We start from the raw sequence: 17,006 nt of genomic DNA on the forward strand, positions 1-17,006 counted from the left end.
ATCGTTTTGGAAGCATTGTCAAAGTTGGGTCAGAAGCCCACGAATTGAGACCTGAAAGGTGAGCGCTGCCTCTTATTTCACTTCTTTCGCGCCCCCTTGTCGAATTTCCCCATCTTCAACGGTATACTCAGCCCTTTACAGACATCCGCGTAAGCGTTGCAAGAGCGTAGGACATGCAAGAATATTTAGATTTTATTTCCAATAATCCAATTTTAGCTATGGTGTGGGCAGGTATTGTTGTTGCACTCATCGCGAACATTGTGAAAAGTAAAACAGCCGGTTACCAAGAAGTATCGGCATCTGAAGTCACCAATATGCTGAACCGTGAAGACGGCGTTGTGGTTGATATCCGTTCAAAGGATGAGTTCAAGAAAGGGCATATTACAGGCGCAGTTCACATTTTGCCTTCAGATATCAAAAATGGTTCTACAGCGAGCCTTGAAAAGCATAAATCGAACCCAATCATTGTGGTATGCAAAACAGGTCAAACTGCGCAAGCAAGTGCGAATGAACTGAAAAAAGCAGGCTTTGAAAAGGTATACCTTCTGAAAAGCGGCTTGATTGCGTGGAATGAAGCTAATTTGCCACTGATTCGTGGCAAGAAGTAGTTCATAGATACACAAACAGTTTTTAATGCTCTGACTGGGTCAGTCGGAGCAGTCAAATAGATTAAAGGATTTAGACATGGCTGAAGCAGCACCTCAAGAAGCTCAACAAAACTTTGCAATTCAACGTATTTTCCTAAAAGACGTTTCTTTCGAAGCGCCTAACTCTCCGGACATGTTCCAAAAAGAGTGGAACCCAGACGTGAACTTGGATCTGGATACTCAAAGCCGTGAATTAGGTGAAGGCGTATACGAAGTGGTTCTTCGCTTAACAGTAACAGTGAAAAACGCAGAAGAATCGGCTTTCCTATGTGAAGTTCAGCAAGGTGGTATTTTCACTGCTGAGCAAATGGAAGCGGGTCAATTGGCGCATTGCCTAGGTGCATTCTGCCCGAACATTCTATTCCCATATGCTCGTGAAACGATTTCAAGCCTAGTTGTTAAGGGTACATTCCCTCAATTGAACCTAGCACCAGTGAACTTCGACGCGTTGTTCATGAACTACCTTCAACAGCAAGCGGCTGAAGGTGAAGGCGAAGCGCAAGCTTAATCGCTTTAAGTTGGCGTTCCAGAAAATTAGAGCGCCATCTATAAAATTCAATTCTTATGCACATCTGATCTCACGATACGATGTGCATTTTTATTGTATACCCAAGTCACCTCAAGATGCAGGATTCAGAGCCTCATATTCTGTTTCAGTTCAAGCCTCTTTATTTCAAAAAATCAGGAACGCAGCGGAATGATGAATCCTTTCCAAGTTCTTTGACGAAGAAATGGGGCAGAATATGGGCTCCCAAGGGCGAGTTTAACTGGCTTTCATACTGTGTTACCGATTTTTGATTTAGAACCACTAAATCATCAAATCGGTGCCTTGTCTTAAAGACAGTTAAATCTCGCTGAACCAAGCATCTTGAGGTCACTTGGGTATATACCTGCTTTGTTTTTAGCGAATCGGTACTTTGTTTTTTGTAAACCGGATGCTGAAGACGAAAGTGGGATTAGCAACATTTTCAGATCAAGCCCTGCATACTTTAGAGATCCGCAAGCCTTAGATGTCTGCAAACCCTAGTTGTCTGCAAATCAAGAGCGACATGCTAAAGTGACTTAGGTATGGGCATTCACGATACGTAACAGGTGAAACGATGACACACTCTTCAGCCAACCCAAACAGCACAAATAATAGCTACGGCAAAGAAATAGCCATGACTGTCATTGGGGCAGGATCTTATGGAACCTCGCTGGCGATTTCTTTGGCACGTAACGGAGCGAATGTCATTCTTTGGGGGCACGATCCAGAGCATATGGCGCGTCTTGAATCTGACCGAGCCAATCATGTGTTTTTGCCTGATGTGGACTTTCCGCCTTCTCTGATTATTGAAGACAACCTAGAAAAAGCCGTCCAAGCCAGCCGAGATTTGCTGGTGGTTGTGCCTAGCCACGTATTTGGCATCGTTTTACAAAGTATGAAGCCTTTCTTAAGGAAAGATTCACGCATTTGCTGGGCAACCAAAGGGTTGGAGCCAGAAACAGGACGCTTGTTGAAAGATGTTGCCCAAGAGCAGTTAGGTGAAGGGTACGCTTTGGCAGTGTTATCCGGTCCTACGTTTGCCAAAGAATTAGCGAAAGGAATGCCAACTGCTATCTCTGTTGCCTCTCCAGACAATGAATTTGTGAGGGATTTGCAGGAGAAAATCCACTGTAGTAAAACATTCCGTGTCTACGCTAACAGCGATTTCACGGGGATGCAGCTTGGTGGAGCCGTCAAGAATGTTATTGCGATAGGGGCTGGCATGTCTGATGGTATTGGGTTTGGTGCTAATGCACGTACAGCGCTTATTACTCGTGGCTTGGCGGAAATGACACGCCTAGGCGCATCTTTAGGTGCGCAACCGGAAACGTTTATGGGTATGGCTGGGTTAGGTGATTTGGTTCTAACGTGTACCGACAACCAGTCGCGAAATCGTCGATTTGGTCTTGCTTTAGGGCAAGGAAAAGATGTCGACACGGCTCAAGAAGAAATTGGCCAAGTGGTAGAAGGTTATCGCAACACCAAAGAGGTCTGGCTACTGTCAGAGCGAATGAGGGTTGAAATGCCAATAGTTGAACAAATCTATCAAGTATTGTATCAAGGAAAAGACGCTCACATGGCAGCGCAAGATTTGCTCGCACGTGACAAGAAATCAGAAGCATAAAGCGGCGCTGTACTTTAAATAATTGGACTTTGCTTAGATAAAACATCTATTTCAAGGATGATTGGAATACCACAATGAAGCTATGTGAAAAACAAAAGGTTTGGAAGGCGATAGTTCGTGAAGCACGAGAACTGTCAGAGCAAGAGCCGATGCTGGCGAGTTTTTACCACGCCACCATCATCAACCACGATAGTTTGGGAGCAGCGCTGAGCTACATCCTTGCCAACAAACTGAAAACCGCCTCTATGCCTGCCATGGGAGTGCGCGAAGTGGTGGAGCAAGCGTTTAACTCCGATCCAGAACTTACCGCTTCAGCAGCTTGTGATATTTGTGCAACCGTCAACCGTGACCCCGCCGTTGCTATGTATTCCATGCCGCTTCTCTACCTCAAAGGTTTTCATGCCTTGCAAGGTTACCGTGTGGCTAACTGGCTCTGGAAACAGGGTAGGGTAGCGCTAGCCACTTACTTGCAAAATCAAATATCCGTCGCATGTCAGGTAGATATCCACCCAGCTGCTCAAATTGGTAGAGGTATCATGCTCGATCACGCAACTGGTATTGTTATCGGTGAAACTGCAGTAGTGGAGAATGATGTTTCCATACTTCAAGACGTGACATTAGGTGGTACTGGTAAGGAAAGCGGCGATCGTCACCCGAAAATCCGCGAAGGCGTTATGATTGGTGCAGGGTCAAAAATTTTGGGTAATATCGAAGTTGGAGAGGGCGCCAAAATTGGTTCAGGCTCCGTGGTTCTTCAACCGGTACCGGAACACACGACAGTGGCGGGTGTGCCAGCAAAAATTGTCGGTAGACCTAAAAGCGACAAGCCTTCTCTCGATATGGACCAGCAGTTTAACGGGAAGTCTCAAACATTCATTGGCGGAGATGGCATTTAGCCAGCGCGATGAAAAAGACCACTTGAGTATTCTTCGCTCAAGTGGTTTGATACGTTCAAGCGGCTTAGGTTTTGATCTTAAGCTCCAGAATTCTAATTATAAAATCAATAACGTCGGTTAAATGGAACACTCCCAATTATTTAAAACTCTTGCTCTGCATGCACTGCTGCATCTTCAATTCCAAATCCAGTTAAAGCCGCGTGTTGTCACGGGTACTCTGGCTAAAAACGATGTCCTCATTCGCTGGTTTAAACCCAAGTTAAAACTGAATAAGTACAAGTCTATTCGTAAGCAAATCAAGCTATTTGTTAACTTAAGCAAGCATTCCAACTCCAATTTGGAGCGTTTTTTAGAAGGCTTAGTGCTTGGTGAAGATGGGAAGCCAGGCTACCCACACTTGGATGGTTACTTATTGTTAATGAATGAGATCGAGAAAAAGCTGGGTACGACGGTTGTGTTATCAACACCCGAAGCGCTGGATTTGGACTTCAATAAAAACGGCAACTTAGTTGCCGTGTTGTCTCAGGACCTTAACGCGCATTTTAACGACACCAATCAATTGCAAACACCCATACCGATGCTATTTCGCGGAAACTTAACCCATCGACATACGTTCCTTGGCAGCATTTACGCCAATAGCCAGTTTGACTATGACGTTGAGTACGAAGACGACAGTTTTATCCGTATTCTTCTCTCTGCCAAAGCGGAAAGCTAAACTTCAACACACCCCAGTTTCTCACAGTCTAGTGATCGTTATCCTCTAAAATCATGTCGGCTGCTTTCTCGGCAATCATGATGGTAGGGGCGTTGGTATTGCCCGATACTATGTCGGGCATCACAGACGCATCGGCAATGCGAAGCCCTTCAATTCCATGCACTTTCAAGTGGTGATCAACGACGGCCATGTCATCTTTCCCCATCTTACATGTACTGGTTGGGTGGTAAATGGTTTGGCTATATTGACGGGCTGCTTCCAGTAATTCTTCATCCGATTGATATTGGCTTCCCGGAACATATTCTTCAATAATATGCTCAGATAGGGCTGGTTGTGAGGAGATGTGTCTCGCCATCTTAATGGCATCCACCACGACTTGTTGATCGCGCTCGTCCGACAAATAATTAGGCTGAATGATCGGGTGCTGGGCTGGATCGCGAGACTGAATTTCAACGTAGCCTCGGCTGTGTGGGCGAAGCTGGCATACGGAAGAGGTAAAAGCGGAAAAGGGGTGTGCTCCTTCTCCGGGCTTATCCGCGCTGAGTGGTTGCATGTGAAATTGTATATCTGGTCGCTCAACTTGCGGATTGGATCGCGTAAATACCGTGACCTGGCTGGCTGCTAACGTAAGAGGTCCTGTGCGATTAAAGGCGTACTGCATACCTACCCATATTCGCTTCAGAGGGTTATTGACCTCATCATTAAGCGTGCGCTGGCTGGTTTTAAAGACCAAGCGAATTTGCAAGTGATCTTGCAGATTTTTCCCGACACCAGGCAACGGGTGGATCAACGGAATGTCGAGGCGATCCAGTAGATCGCGATCCCCAATGCCTGAAAGTTGGAGTATCTGCGGCGACCCAATAGCACCGGATGACAGTACCACTTCTTTAGCAACCCTAGCGGTTATCTTTGTAAGGTGTTGCTGGTATTCGACCCCAACGGCTTTCTTATCTTCAAATACGATGCGGTGTACCTGCGCATGTAACGCGACAGTAAGGTTCGGCCGTGAGAGTACAGGTTTTAAGAAACCCTTCGCAGTGCTCCAACGAAACCCTTTGTATGCAGTTTGCTGAAAATACCCAACCCCTTCTTGGTGCTCGCCGTTGTAGTCATTATTTTCAGGAATGCCTGCTTGAATGGCCGCCTGGATAAAGTAGTCGGCAATAGGGCGCCGAAGCCGAAGATCCGACACTTTTAAAGGACCGCCTACACCGTGGTATTGGCTTTCACCGCGTTCTTGATCTTCCGACTTTTTAAAATAGGGGAGCACTTCGTCGTAAGACCATCCAGTATTTCCGAGAGCCGACCATCGATCATAATCCTCTGCTTGCCCTCGCACATACAGCAAACCATTTAACGCACTGGACCCCCCGATAACTTTGCCTCTGGGCCACTGAAGTTGGCGTTGATTGATGCCTTTATCAGGTGAAGTTAAATAGCACCAATCCGTTTTTGGGTTGTGCATCGTTTTAAAGTACCCGACTGGAATATGCAGCCATGGGTTGTTGTCGTTACCGCCTGCTTCAATGAGTAAAACCGTGTTTTTCGGATTGGCAGACAGCCGGTTTGCTAGAACGCACCCTGCCGATCCTGCCCCCACCACGATGTAATCGTATTGTGTTTCCGATGTGCTCATCTCTTCACATTCCCTGTGTCTGTGTGACAGCGATTCCGCGATTCTACGCAGAATTCTTAGTATATCTTAAGTTTCATTTATTGAGACTAAATGGCTCAATTTTTTAAGTCAAGGGTTGTTTTTTTATTTTTTTGTGTAATAAATGAGCAATATTGAATCATAAAATTTAACATTTGCATGGAAGAAATATTGGGAATGTAAACAGATTCAATAGCTATAACAGCGTGTTACCCAAACGAATAACCGCACGGTTATCAAAGCAAGGTAACCCTTTCTGTTTGTCGGAATAGTGGTAGTCAAAGAGCTGAGGTTTCGCTGTTCATCATTAGTCAATGGAGTGATAACCATGAAAGACGAAAAATTAACGCGACGTGGATTTATGAAAGTCTCTGCCCGTTATGGCGTGACATCAACGTTTATTGCTGCTGGCACATTAGGGGCGGGAGCGACTCTGTCGCAGCTCGCTCAAGCCGCAGAACAAACAACGAAAAAGCGCTATGCCGTTAAACCCAAATTCCAGCTTAAGTTTGGCGCATCTGGATTTAACGAAAAGAACCTGGATATTCAAAAGTCGGGGCAACTGTTCTTTGCCAAAGACCTTGAAGCGCGCACAAATGGCGCGATTCGGGTTGAGTTTATTGGTAGCAATCAAATTTGTGGGCAAACCAACTGTGTGAAAAAAACTCAGCAAGGCATTGTTGATATCTACTCTGCCTCCACCCAAAACTCGGCCGGTGGTGCGCCTTATCTAAACGTTCTCGATTACGCCTACATGTTTCCTTCGCGGGCGGCGCAGTATCATTTCTTCTACAGCAAAAAGAGTGAAGCGTTACTGCGAGAGCCGATGAGGAAAAGGCACAACGTCCAGTTTTTGTTTACGCACTGTGAACTAAGGGGGATTCAACTTGGGCTCAAATGGCAGGACAAACCAACGGTAACCTCTGTCGATCAACTTGCTGGAACCAAGAACCGAGTCACGGGTACACAACTTGGCCGGATTGCTATGGAGCTGATGAACCTAAACCCTGTTCCCATCGCATGGGAAGAAACCTTGGATGGTCTAAAGCAAGGTTTGATTGACGGGGCAGAAACGTGGATGGGTGCAGTGGCATACGCGGGAATGGCCCCTGTGGTTTCGCAGTGTGTAGACCTTAAATTCTTTTGTGGCACAGAGCATACGGCAATGAATCTTTCTGTATTCGATAAGTTGGGTTCAGATTTGCAAGATGCAGTGATGGAGTCGGCGTATCTAGCGCAAATATACACGCAAGGTATGAATGAAGCGGGCTTGTTCGACATTGTTGGCGCAACCAATCCACAGAAACCCGACACCATTTTTGCGAAAAATAACGTTCGAGTTGCGACGTTGTCCGATGCTGAACTGAGAAAAGCGGAAGAAATGTGCTCCCCTGAGTTTAATCCAAAACCTTGGGAGGCATGGCGCGACCGTTTAAACAAGTGGTCTGGCGGTCATGATACCTATCAAGAAATTTACGATATTGCTCGTGAGATCCCCAAAGACATGGCCGCAGTGAATGTTGAGCCACAGCGTTGGTGGCAGAGCTAATAAGAATAGGGTGGTGCAGCGGCTATTGCGGCACCTTTCCTACCCTAAACCTTGAGGTCACTTGGGTATATCAAGCATAAATTCAGATAACAGGATAGGGATATGACGTATCTTCGAACGCTTTTGGGTTGGCTGGACAAAAACACGGAAAAAGTGATTATTCTGATCACTTACATCTCGATGGCGGGGATTATTTTTGTCGAGGTGATTCGGCGTTTCTTGTTCAATCAGCAGGTTCCGTGGAGTACCACCGTTCCTGTCTTGCTCTTTTTGTGGGTCACGTGGTTTGGCGCCTCTTACAACATCAAGAAACGTACTCACTTGGCGCTGACTGAAGTTCGGTCTCGGCTGCCATATCGAATGCAGTTTTTTTGCTTTGTTTTGGATGCAGTCTTATGGATTGCGTTTGCTGTGATAGTCATTTACTACACCTATCAACAGACTTGGCTGGCGTATGACAATTTCGCCATTGTAGGGGGCACCGATAACGTAATGGAATGGTGGTTTTATTTGGCGACGCCATTGGCTTGGGGGCTGATAGTGGTTCGGGTGCTTCAGAATTTGAAGCAAGACATTGTTCGCTATCGAAATAACGAACCGTTTGTGCTGCAAGCATCATTATTGGATTAAGGGAGGAATCATGGATAACGCAACACTTATTACCCTTATTTCAATCGGCGTAACGATTTTGTTTTTGCTGGGTATTCCGATTTTCTTGGTGATTGGCTTCTGGGTCGTTGGATGCAGTCTCGTCATCGATTTCACTCTTGCAAACGTGGGTGTAACCCTATTTGAAGGGTTGAGCTTTTTCGGTTTACTGGCGCTGCCTTTGTTTATTCTAACGGGCGACCTTATCAATGCAGCTGGTATCGCCAAGCGCATGTCGGACTTTGCTTATTCAATACTGGGCTGGGTTCGCGGTGGACTAGGAATGGCTACCATTGGTGCATGCGGAATGTTCGCTGCTATTTCAGGATCGAATGCGGGGACCACGGCAACAATCGGTTCGATCATGCAGCCTGAAATGGCAAAAAACAAATACGATGAACGCTTTGCAGCAGCCACCGTCGCTGCGGGAGGCACGGTGGGCATCATTATTCCGCCTAGCATTATCTTTATCGTTTATGGTTTTCTGCTCGACTTATCCATCAGTGATTTGTTTATAGGCGGGATGCTACCAGGCATTCTAATGGTGATTGCCATGCAAGTAACCTGTTACTTGGTTAGCCGACGCAATAACTGGGGAGACATGATTCGATTCGAACCAAAACGAATTGTTCGTGCTGGCCTTAGAGCGTATTTAGGCATACTGGCAATCGGGATTGTGATTTACGGCATATATTCTGGAACGTTTTCACCAACAGAAGCCGCAGGGGTAACAGTTGGGTTTTGTTTGATTGCGGGTGTCTTGGTGACTCGCCAAATAAAGCTTTCTAAGTTGCCGGAAATCTTGCTTCGCTCTGGGCAGATTACGGGCATGTTAGCACCGCTGATCGCGGTTTCGGTTGTTATGCAGCAAATTCTCTCACTATTGGGTGCAGGAGAAGTCGTGAATGGCTGGATGTCGAACATCGGTGACCCAGTCTTTATTTTGTTGGCGTGTATGTTCCTCGTTCTTATGGCGGGCACTGTACTAGAAAGTTTGCCTAACACCATCATATTGGCACCGATTTTAGCACCAATAGCCTATAGTGCAGGCGTGGATCCTATTCACTTTGCGGTGGTTTTCCTTGTCGGCGATGCAATCGGGTTTATTACTCCCCCATATGGGCTTAACTTGTATGTCGCCAGTGGTATGACGGGTATACCGTACTTCACGATTGTGCGTCATGTTCTGCCATATTTATTCGCATTGATGATTGCTTGGCTTATCATTGCTTTCTGGCCACCGCTGTCGACATTCCTATTGCAATTTGGTGGTGCTGGTTAGGCTAATAAATCTAAGCAAGCTAAGGCTTTAAAGAGGGGAAAATACATGGATGAGGAACGGCATTCTTACCCTACCATCATGCGCGGATTTGTGGTGTTGGAGAGAGTGGTGCAAGCACACAAGCCAATATCGACAGCTGACTTGATGGATGAACTCGGTTTAGCCAAGCCGACACTGAACCGAATACTTCAGCAGTTAGAGGAAGAAGGTTTAGTGGAGCGTGAGCCCGTTAGTCGGCGTTATATACCTAGCTTACGTGCACGTGCATTTTCGAGGAGCATCATGTCGAATCATGCATTAAGTGCGCCTCGACATGCGATCTTAAAAGTATTGTCTCAAGAAGTTGATGAAACGTGTAATTGCACCATGTTAGATGGCGATCACACCGTTTACTTTGATCGCGTTGAAGCTAATTGGCCGTATCGAATTCAGCTTCCTGTTGGGTCTCAGCTCCCCCTTCATTGCACGGCAAGCGGGAAAATGCTGCTTGCTCATATGAAGCCTAAAGTTCGAGATAAGCTAATCAATGCAACACCATTGAGATCTTATACGTCATTCACGCTTACTGATCCCAGTGCTTTGTTGGAAGAGCTGGAGAAGATTCGTCATGAGGGGATTGCATTTGATCGGGAAGAATTTATGGAAGGCATGGTGGCAATTGCTGTACCCGTCCGGGATCAGAGCGGCAGCGTATGCTTCACTGTCTCTGTTCATGCCCCTAAAATTCGTAAGACGTTGGAAGATTTACGAATGTATCTCCCCTTTCTGAATAAAGCCGCTACTGCTTTGGCGAAAGTTCAGTTTGAATAACCCTTGAGTTATGGCAAAAAAATGCAATAAAAAAGACCAGTCGAAGCTGGTCTTTTTAATGTGTTCTGGAAAATCAGAATTACGCTTTTGCTTCTGCCGCTGCTTTAGCTATAGCTGCGAAACCTTTAGGGTCTAGAGATGCACCACCTACTAGCGCACCATCAATGTCTGGCTGTGCGAAGTAAGACGCTGCATTTTCAGGCTTAACAGAACCACCGTATTGGATGATTACTTGCTCTGCTACTGCTGCGTCTTTTTCAGCGATAAGTGCACGGATAGAAGCGTGAATACGCTGTGCATCATCAGCGGTTGCTGCTTTACCAGTACCGATAGCCCAGATTGGTTCGTATGCGATGATTGCGCCATTTAGAGCTTCAACGCCATAAGCGTCGATCACTGCATTGATTTGACGTGCACATACAGCTTCAGTTTCGCCTGCTTCGTTTTGAGCGTCAGACTCACCGATACAGAATACTGGCTTTAGGCCGTTTTCTTTAAGGAATGCGAACTTCTTAGCAACAAACTCGTCAGACTCAGCGTGGTACTCACGACGCTCAGAGTGACCGATGATGATGTGCGTTGCACCGAAATCTTTTAGCATTTCAGGAGAAGTATCACCAGTGAATGCACCGCTGTTATTTACATCAGTGTTTTGCGCGCCCAAGATGATTTTGTTGCCGCCTTCTTTAATTAGACGCTCAGCTAGGTCGATGTAAAGTGCTGGTGGAGCAACTGCAACGTCTACACCAGTTACGCCTTCAAGTTCAGCATTTAGGCCATTTAATAGTTCAGTGACCATTGACTTGCTGCCATTAAGTTTCCAGTTACCCATCACTACAGGACGACGCATAGGAATATCTCCATTAATTAATGTAAAAAATAAACGTGATTGCGAAAGAATATAACAGATTAATACGGCTAAATCATGACTGGTGTCATGTCTTTCCATGATCTGACTGTAAGGTCAGATCTGATGGTGTTACCAAAGAGATAAAAACCAGTGATCAAGTGGGCAGTTTCATGTCCAGAGTGCACCAAGGCGCTTAATTTCCTGTATCTTAAGCCAAATCACGGAAAGATGAACAAGGACGAGCAATGCCTAACTTAGTGATGGAGTATTCGAACTCGGTCGATGAACGAGTGAATGTGCAATTGTTGCTGGAAGATTTACATCAAGCAGCGATCAACAGTGGTTTGTTTGAAGTGTCCTCGGTAAAGTCTCGAGCTTTGCGTTGCCACCATTGGTTGGTGGGGGATCAGGAAGACTCGGTGGATTTTATTCACATTACATTTGATTTGTTAGACGGCAGAACCGAAGAACAAAAACGCACGTTGTCGAGTCAGTTGATGGAGATATTGCAACAGCAAGCCAGTGAAGTTCATAGCTTGACCATTAATGTCCGTGATATGGACACCAAATGTTTTCAAAAAGTGCTCAATTGAGCAAAGGTAAGTAAAAGATGTCGATGAAGCAGTACTTGTTTTCTTTTCGCGGACGTATCGGGCGTCAGGTTTTCTGGATCTGGAATGCGTTCTATTATCTGATAGTGATTGGTTTTAGTTTTGGTGCAGGGACATTATTCCCAGACTTAGGAAATGTCATTGCCATCGCCTTCCTAGCGTTCATGCTTTTCCCTGATCTTGCTATTACCGCAAAACGTTGGCACGACAGGGGAAAATCTGTGTACTGGCTTGCATTGCATATTCCGGTTATCGCTGGGCGTGTTTTGGTACCTGTTGCAGCGCCAGGCGTTGAAATTCAAACTTCACCTCTTGAAATGATTGCTTCTATCTTAGCGTTGGCGGCGGGCGTGTGGATTTTTGTGGAATGTGGTCTGCTGAAAGGTGATGACAAAGAAAACCAATATGGTGCTCCTCCGCTTAAATAAGCCAATCCTCGTGCGATATTGAAAGCGACAAAGCGCAACGAATGCAATAGCCCAATGAAAAACGGACCGAAGGTGGTCCGTTTTTGTATTTGTACTCAAACTGTTTCAAAGTGTAGAGTTCAGCGAGTTTCGTTTGAGTGTACTTATCGAGCTATTGTTTTCGTTCTAAGTCGAACGGAACAATGTCGGCGGATTCCTTAATGATATCGCCATGCAAAGCATCTTGGAACTTTCCAATTTGAGCGGTGAGCTCGTTCATTAATGCTACATTGGCATGGGTTGGATTTTTACATCTGTCAATGACTCGTTCGATGTGAGTTTGCTGCGCCCGCAAGCGGGGCTGCATTTCAGATGATGCGTATGTGATCATCTCATCGCACATCTTCTGGCGAAATTGATTAAATGCTTCTGGATCATCCTGAGCCAGAGCGACAAGCTCCTCAAATGGAGGTAAAGTTTGATCGTATTGAGCGCGTCCCATCTGCACCCTCCTACTTCTTTGTTACAGCACATGATCAGAGCATACGATAAAATTAGCTCAAAAAATGCACTGTAATTGCTCTATTATTGTTCTGTCTCATTATTGATATATGCAACTACAGCCTTAAAATAATGCGACAGATTGAGCTTTCAACGTAAGTTTATGATGCGATTGGGAAATTAGTGAGGGCTAATTTGATAGCTGCAGCGACGCTTTCCTTGAATGATATGTTCGGTTCGCGTAACTGAATAATCTTTTCCTAAAAGCTTACGGAAGACATTCAGCTCGGATAGGCAGAGATTGGGGCACCGTTTTGCAGCTCGGCAAATAGGGCAATGATTTTCTATGAGTTCAAATCCTTGCTCGTTTTTTAGCAACTCAACCATATAACCTTCGCTATCTCGGAGCTCAGTAAGCACGTTTAGCTTTTCTTCCAATGTCTTACAATGCGCCATTGCCGTTTGGTATTGTCGAAGTGTGGTTGCTTCACGCTCTGCCGTGACTTTTTCCATCCCTTCTTTCCCAAAGACAGACTCTACAGCATCAATCATATTAATCATCAGGTCGCTATGACCATCAAAGAATTGTGCGTGACCTTTATCGGTAAGTGCCCAATGGCGGGTCGGGCGTCCGACTTTCGCTTTTATATCATCAAAATCTAAGAACCCTTCGTCTTCTAGGCTCTGAAGGTGTTGGCGTGCGCCCATCGTTGTCATGGATAAATCTTGTGAAAGTTTTTTGGCAGTAATAGCGCCTTCACGTTTGATTTTATTCAGAATCCGATCAGTGGTTTTCATGTTGTCCTTACCTCTAGCTTGATAACTATTATGAGGTATGAGGTTAATAAAGCAAACTCTTGATTAACTGTCGGTTACTTTGTTAAAGGATGAGTCTTAAAACAAAAAGCGCAGCCAAGGCTGCGCTAATGACAATATGATTATCGCTTACAGAATAAAGTCACGAACTTCGTCATCTTTACGATCAAGATAGTGAGTTGACTGAATACGGCGAATCGTACGACAACGACCTCGAATTAATAGCGTTTCGGTCGTGGCGATATTCCCTTGGCGAGAAATCCCTTCAAGCAGATCGCCTTTGGTAATACCGGTCGCAGAAAAGACCACATTGTCGCTGCGCGCCATATCTTCCATGCGCAAAACAATGCCAGCAGTAACGCCCATTTCTTTACAGCGCTCTAGCTCTTTTTCGCCATGAGCTCGATTTTCTGGCGTATCGCCTTTGACTTCGTGACGTGGCAGTAAGCGGCCGTGCATATCACCATCTAGGGCGCGAATAACTGCCGCTGATACGACACCTTCCGGTGCGCCACCAATGCAATACATGACATCCACTTCGCTATTTGGTATACAAGTTAGAATGGATGCGGCAACATCACCATCCGGCACAGCGAATACGCGGATACCCATCTGCTGCATTTCAGCAATCACTGCATCGTGACGAGGCTTGGCTAGTGTGGTGACGGTTAATGTATCCAGTGTTTTCCCTAGAGCGGTAGCGATGTTCACTAGGTTTTCAGCCAAAGGCTTACTTAGGTCTATTACCCCTTTTGCACCCGGACCCACAACCAATTTTTCCATGTACATGTCAGGCGCTTTCAAAAAGCTGCCTTTTTCACCAGCGGCTAATACCGCGAGTGCATTTGATTGCCCCATTGCGGTCATGCGAGTGCCTTCGATTGGGTCAACCGCGATATCCACGGCATCACCGCCAACGCCAACACTTTCACCAATGTAAAGCATAGGAGCATCATCAATCTCGCCTTCCCCGATAACAATCTCACCAGAGATGTCAGTTTTATTGAGAAGGGCACGCATAACTTCAACAGCGGCACCATCAGCGGCGTTTTTATCGCCTCGACCAAGCCATTTATAGCCAGCCAGTGCTGCGCCTTCAGTTACTCGGGAAAATGCCATCGCCAAATCGCGTTTCATGTGGACTCCAGATACCAAACAAAATTAGAGAAATAATTGGCGGCAATTCTATCACAGCCCCATTCAAACGTTTGCGATTTTGCCTTTGAAATCCAGTGTCGATTGCCCAGTATCAATTTTTGACGGCAAATTTGTAGATATTAATAAGGAACGTCAAGATTTGGTTAAATATCGACTTTTTTTTAACCAACCGAGCATAGATCACCAATTTTGAACGTGTGTCTATCAAAGATGCTGAGTAGAATGTGAGGTAATTTGTGAACTTTCATTCACGCAGACTGAATCAAAATAAACAGGTGGCTAACATGTCTTTAGAAGTCCTAGAGCAGCTAGAAGTAAAAATCCAAACCGCAGTTGACACTATCGCACTTCTACAAATGGAAGTGGAAGAATTGAAAGAGCAAAACGCTCAACTTAATTCCGAAGCAAACGAGCTGAAAAGCAACCGTGAAGAACTAGAGTCACAAAACATTAAGATGCGTGAAGAGCACACTGCGTGGCAGGAGCGTATTCGTAACCTTCTCGGGAAGATGGACGACGTAGAATAATTCAAGCCTAAGTTTGCCCTATTATTTTATAGCGTTGTCAGAAGTGCTCATTTACATTCGTAAACTCCGCGCTTCTTCCTAGCTCTAAAAAAAATAGGGGCGGCACTTAGACATTGATTTATAGTTGCTAGGCTGAAGAATCAACTTGTGTAGATTCCTAAGACCTAACAAAACAAAAAAAGCAGCCATCGGCTGCTTTTTTGGTATGAGTACTACGGTAAAGATACTTGTTTATTCTTCTTCGTCTGAGAAGTCGTCGTCTTCATCTTCACTTTCTAAGTCGGAGTCTAGAGGCTCTTGGGAGATGATGATACCTGTGTTATCCGCGTAGAGGTAATCTTCTGGTAGGAAGGTTACGCCACCAAAGTTGACGGCAACATCGATTTCACCAACGCTTTGCTGCGCTGCACCAACTGGAATTGAGGCGAGGGCTTGGATACCGATGTTCATGTCTTCGAGTTCATCGACTTCACGCACGCACCCGTAAACCACAATGCCTTCCCATTCATTTTCTTCTGCTAAAGACGACAGATCCGCATCGATTAAAGCACGGCGTAGTGAACCGCCTCCGTCGATGAGTAATACTCGACCTACACCATCTTGTTCCAATACCTTTCTGATTAAGCCGTTATCTTCAAAGCATTTCACGGTTGTAAGCTGACCCGCGAACGAGGCACTACCACCAAAATTACTGAACATAGGTTCCACTACATCTACTTGATCCAAGTAGATATCGCATAGTGCTGAGGTGTTGTATTCCATAAGCAAGTCGTCTTCTGTTACGCAGTTCTGTATTCGAGTATATATGCCTAGTAAGTCATTGCAATGACAAGGCTCAATTAAGTCATCAGAGTTTGACCCGTGATCACGATTGAGAATAAGAGGTTAGTTATCAAGGCACATTTAACAATGACGGGCATCATGGGTGCCAGCTCGGTTGGGGAAGAGGCAGCGAGTACCGCCCTGCCATGATTGACCACAAATAATACGGCTAGCAACATACTCAACCCCCAAGCCAATGCAGTGTTCTGTAAAGCCAAGAATGCTATGAACGGTACCGTTCCGCCAGCTAATAGCAACATGTGGTAGCGTTTTGCACGTTGAGCGCCAAGACGAACCGCCATCGTTCGTTTGCCACAAGCAGCATCGTTGTCGATGTCCCTCATGTTGTTGATGTTAAGGACAGCAACGGCCAAGAGCCCACAACCAATCGAAGGGAGGAAAATGGTGGCATCAATAAAGCCAGTATGAAGAAAAAAGGTGCCAGCAACGCCAAGTAGCCCAAAGAAGATGAACACCGAAAGATCCCCTAAACCGATGTAACCATATGGCTTGTTACCAACCGTATAGGCGATGGCTGCCATAATCGCGAGCAACCCTAGTACTAGAAATGCGGCAATGCTGGTGGGGGATTGCAGAGCATAGAAAATGAGAGCGAGACCAGACAGAATCGTGACGGCAATATTGATGATAATGGCATTTCTCATGGTTTTTGCAGTAACTGCGCCCGATTGGATCGCCCGCACAGGACCGATTCTATCTTGGTTGTCGGTGCCTTTTAGGGTGTCACCATAATCATTGGCTAAGTTGGATAGTATTTGTAAAAGAATCGCAGTCAGTAAGGCCAACAGCATTACTGGAAGAGAAAAATGACCATTGAATAAAGCTAGGCTACTGCCGGTTGCGATAGAGGCAAAGGCCAAAGGCAGTGTTTTGGGGCGAGCGGCGCCCAGCCATACACTTAAAGATTGTCTCATGCTTCGTACGTCGTTGCTCGATTTGCAT

Annotated in this window: 19 protein-coding genes; 12 read left to right on the plus strand and 7 right to left on the minus strand. The window is 45.6% G+C overall.

The annotated features are described in order from the left end of the window. The first annotated feature begins 173 nt into the window (after window positions 1–173). From Q8W40_RS13205 to Q8W40_RS13225, 5 genes are all read left to right on the plus strand, one after another. Complete coding sequence (locus tag Q8W40_RS13205; protein WP_101113999.1) at window positions 174–608, plus strand: rhodanese-like domain-containing protein; 435 nt, start codon at window positions 174–176, stop codon at window positions 606–608. A 76-nt stretch (window positions 609–684) separates the two neighbouring features. Beyond that, complete coding sequence (gene secB, locus Q8W40_RS13210; RefSeq protein ID WP_305397690.1) at window positions 685–1,155, plus strand: protein-export chaperone SecB; 471 nt, start codon at window positions 685–687, stop codon at window positions 1,153–1,155. 592 nt (window positions 1,156–1,747) lie between these two features. Continuing rightward, a complete protein-coding gene (gene gpsA, locus Q8W40_RS13215) occupies window positions 1,748–2,797 on the plus strand; it encodes an NAD(P)H-dependent glycerol-3-phosphate dehydrogenase (RefSeq protein WP_305397691.1) in 1,050 nt (349 codons plus the stop codon). 74 nt (window positions 2,798–2,871) lie between these two features. Continuing rightward, complete coding sequence (gene cysE, locus Q8W40_RS13220) at window positions 2,872–3,693, plus strand: serine O-acetyltransferase (RefSeq protein WP_101114002.1); 822 nt, start codon at window positions 2,872–2,874, stop codon at window positions 3,691–3,693. A 121-nt stretch (window positions 3,694–3,814) separates the two neighbouring features. After that, complete coding sequence (locus Q8W40_RS13225; RefSeq protein WP_305397692.1) at window positions 3,815–4,408, plus strand: DUF2913 family protein; 594 nt, start codon at window positions 3,815–3,817, stop codon at window positions 4,406–4,408. A 28-nt stretch (window positions 4,409–4,436) separates the two neighbouring features. On the opposite strand, the gene Q8W40_RS13230 is transcribed toward Q8W40_RS13225, so the two are convergent. Further along, entirely contained in the window at window positions 4,437–6,044 is a 1,608-nt protein-coding gene (locus Q8W40_RS13230) for a GMC family oxidoreductase (protein WP_305397694.1), read from the minus strand. 346 nt (window positions 6,045–6,390) lie between these two features. Here Q8W40_RS13230 and Q8W40_RS13235 point away from each other — a divergent pair, with 346 nt between their 5' ends. From Q8W40_RS13235 to Q8W40_RS13250, 4 genes are all read left to right on the plus strand, one after another. Then, window positions 6,391–7,611 (plus strand): TRAP transporter substrate-binding protein, encoded by a 1,221-nt coding sequence (locus Q8W40_RS13235; RefSeq protein WP_174715134.1) that lies wholly within the window; start codon window positions 6,391–6,393, stop codon window positions 7,609–7,611. A 102-nt stretch (window positions 7,612–7,713) separates the two neighbouring features. After that, on the plus strand, window positions 7,714–8,241 hold the full coding sequence (locus tag Q8W40_RS13240) for a TRAP transporter small permease (protein WP_305397697.1): 528 nt from the start codon (window positions 7,714–7,716) through the stop codon (window positions 8,239–8,241). Between the two features lie 10 nt (window positions 8,242–8,251). Further along, a complete protein-coding gene (locus Q8W40_RS13245; protein ID WP_101114006.1) occupies window positions 8,252–9,541 on the plus strand; it encodes a TRAP transporter large permease in 1,290 nt (429 codons plus the stop codon). Window positions 9,542–9,586: 45 nt separating this feature from the next. Further along, window positions 9,587–10,351 carry an IclR family transcriptional regulator gene (locus Q8W40_RS13250; protein WP_305397699.1) on the plus strand — a complete coding sequence of 255 codons (765 nt, stop codon included), beginning with the start codon at window positions 9,587–9,589 and terminating at the stop codon, window positions 10,349–10,351. 79 nt (window positions 10,352–10,430) lie between these two features. On the opposite strand, the gene tpiA is transcribed toward Q8W40_RS13250, so the two are convergent. Then, window positions 10,431–11,201: a triose-phosphate isomerase gene (gene tpiA, locus Q8W40_RS13255; protein WP_101114008.1), complete on the minus strand. Its 771-nt coding sequence runs from the start codon at window positions 11,199–11,201 to the stop codon at window positions 10,431–10,433. A gap of 245 nt (window positions 11,202–11,446) precedes the next feature. Between tpiA and Q8W40_RS13260 the strand changes: the two genes are divergently transcribed. Continuing rightward, the gene (locus tag Q8W40_RS13260) at window positions 11,447–11,794 is read left to right on the plus strand and encodes a 5-carboxymethyl-2-hydroxymuconate Delta-isomerase (protein ID WP_305397701.1); all 348 of its coding nucleotides are present in this window, start codon (window positions 11,447–11,449) and stop codon (window positions 11,792–11,794) included. Window positions 11,795–11,811: 17 nt separating this feature from the next. Beyond that, entirely contained in the window at window positions 11,812–12,240 is a 429-nt protein-coding gene (locus tag Q8W40_RS13265; protein ID WP_101114010.1) for a DUF805 domain-containing protein, read from the plus strand. A gap of 151 nt (window positions 12,241–12,391) precedes the next feature. On the opposite strand, the gene Q8W40_RS13270 is transcribed toward Q8W40_RS13265, so the two are convergent. From Q8W40_RS13270 to glpX, 3 genes are all read right to left on the minus strand, one after another. Beyond that, window positions 12,392–12,721, minus strand: a complete 330-nt coding sequence (locus tag Q8W40_RS13270) for a DUF3135 domain-containing protein (protein ID WP_101114012.1) — start codon at window positions 12,719–12,721, stop codon at window positions 12,392–12,394. 179 nt (window positions 12,722–12,900) lie between these two features. Next, entirely contained in the window at window positions 12,901–13,518 is a 618-nt protein-coding gene (locus Q8W40_RS13275) for a helix-turn-helix transcriptional regulator (protein ID WP_305397702.1), read from the minus strand. Between the two features lie 147 nt (window positions 13,519–13,665). Further along, window positions 13,666–14,673, minus strand: a complete 1,008-nt coding sequence (gene glpX, locus Q8W40_RS13280) for a class II fructose-bisphosphatase (RefSeq protein ID WP_305397704.1) — start codon at window positions 14,671–14,673, stop codon at window positions 13,666–13,668. A gap of 305 nt (window positions 14,674–14,978) precedes the next feature. Between glpX and zapB the strand changes: the two genes are divergently transcribed. Next, window positions 14,979–15,221: a cell division protein ZapB gene (gene zapB, locus Q8W40_RS13285; protein ID WP_101114015.1), complete on the plus strand. Its 243-nt coding sequence runs from the start codon at window positions 14,979–14,981 to the stop codon at window positions 15,219–15,221. 231 nt (window positions 15,222–15,452) lie between these two features. Here the strand turns inward: zapB and rraA are convergent, their stop codons facing one another. Both rraA and Q8W40_RS13295 read right to left on the minus strand, forming a co-directional pair. Then, on the minus strand, window positions 15,453–15,983 hold the full coding sequence (gene rraA, locus Q8W40_RS13290) for a ribonuclease E activity regulator RraA (RefSeq protein WP_305397706.1): 531 nt from the start codon (window positions 15,981–15,983) through the stop codon (window positions 15,453–15,455). Between the two features lie 77 nt (window positions 15,984–16,060). Beyond that, a complete protein-coding gene (locus Q8W40_RS13295) occupies window positions 16,061–16,978 on the minus strand; it encodes a 1,4-dihydroxy-2-naphthoate polyprenyltransferase (protein ID WP_305397707.1) in 918 nt (305 codons plus the stop codon). Between the last annotated feature and the right edge of the window lie 28 nt (window positions 16,979–17,006).

The organism is Vibrio penaeicida, from assembly GCF_030689305.1.
GTDB lineage: Bacteria > Pseudomonadota > Gammaproteobacteria > Enterobacterales > Vibrionaceae > Vibrio > Vibrio penaeicida_B.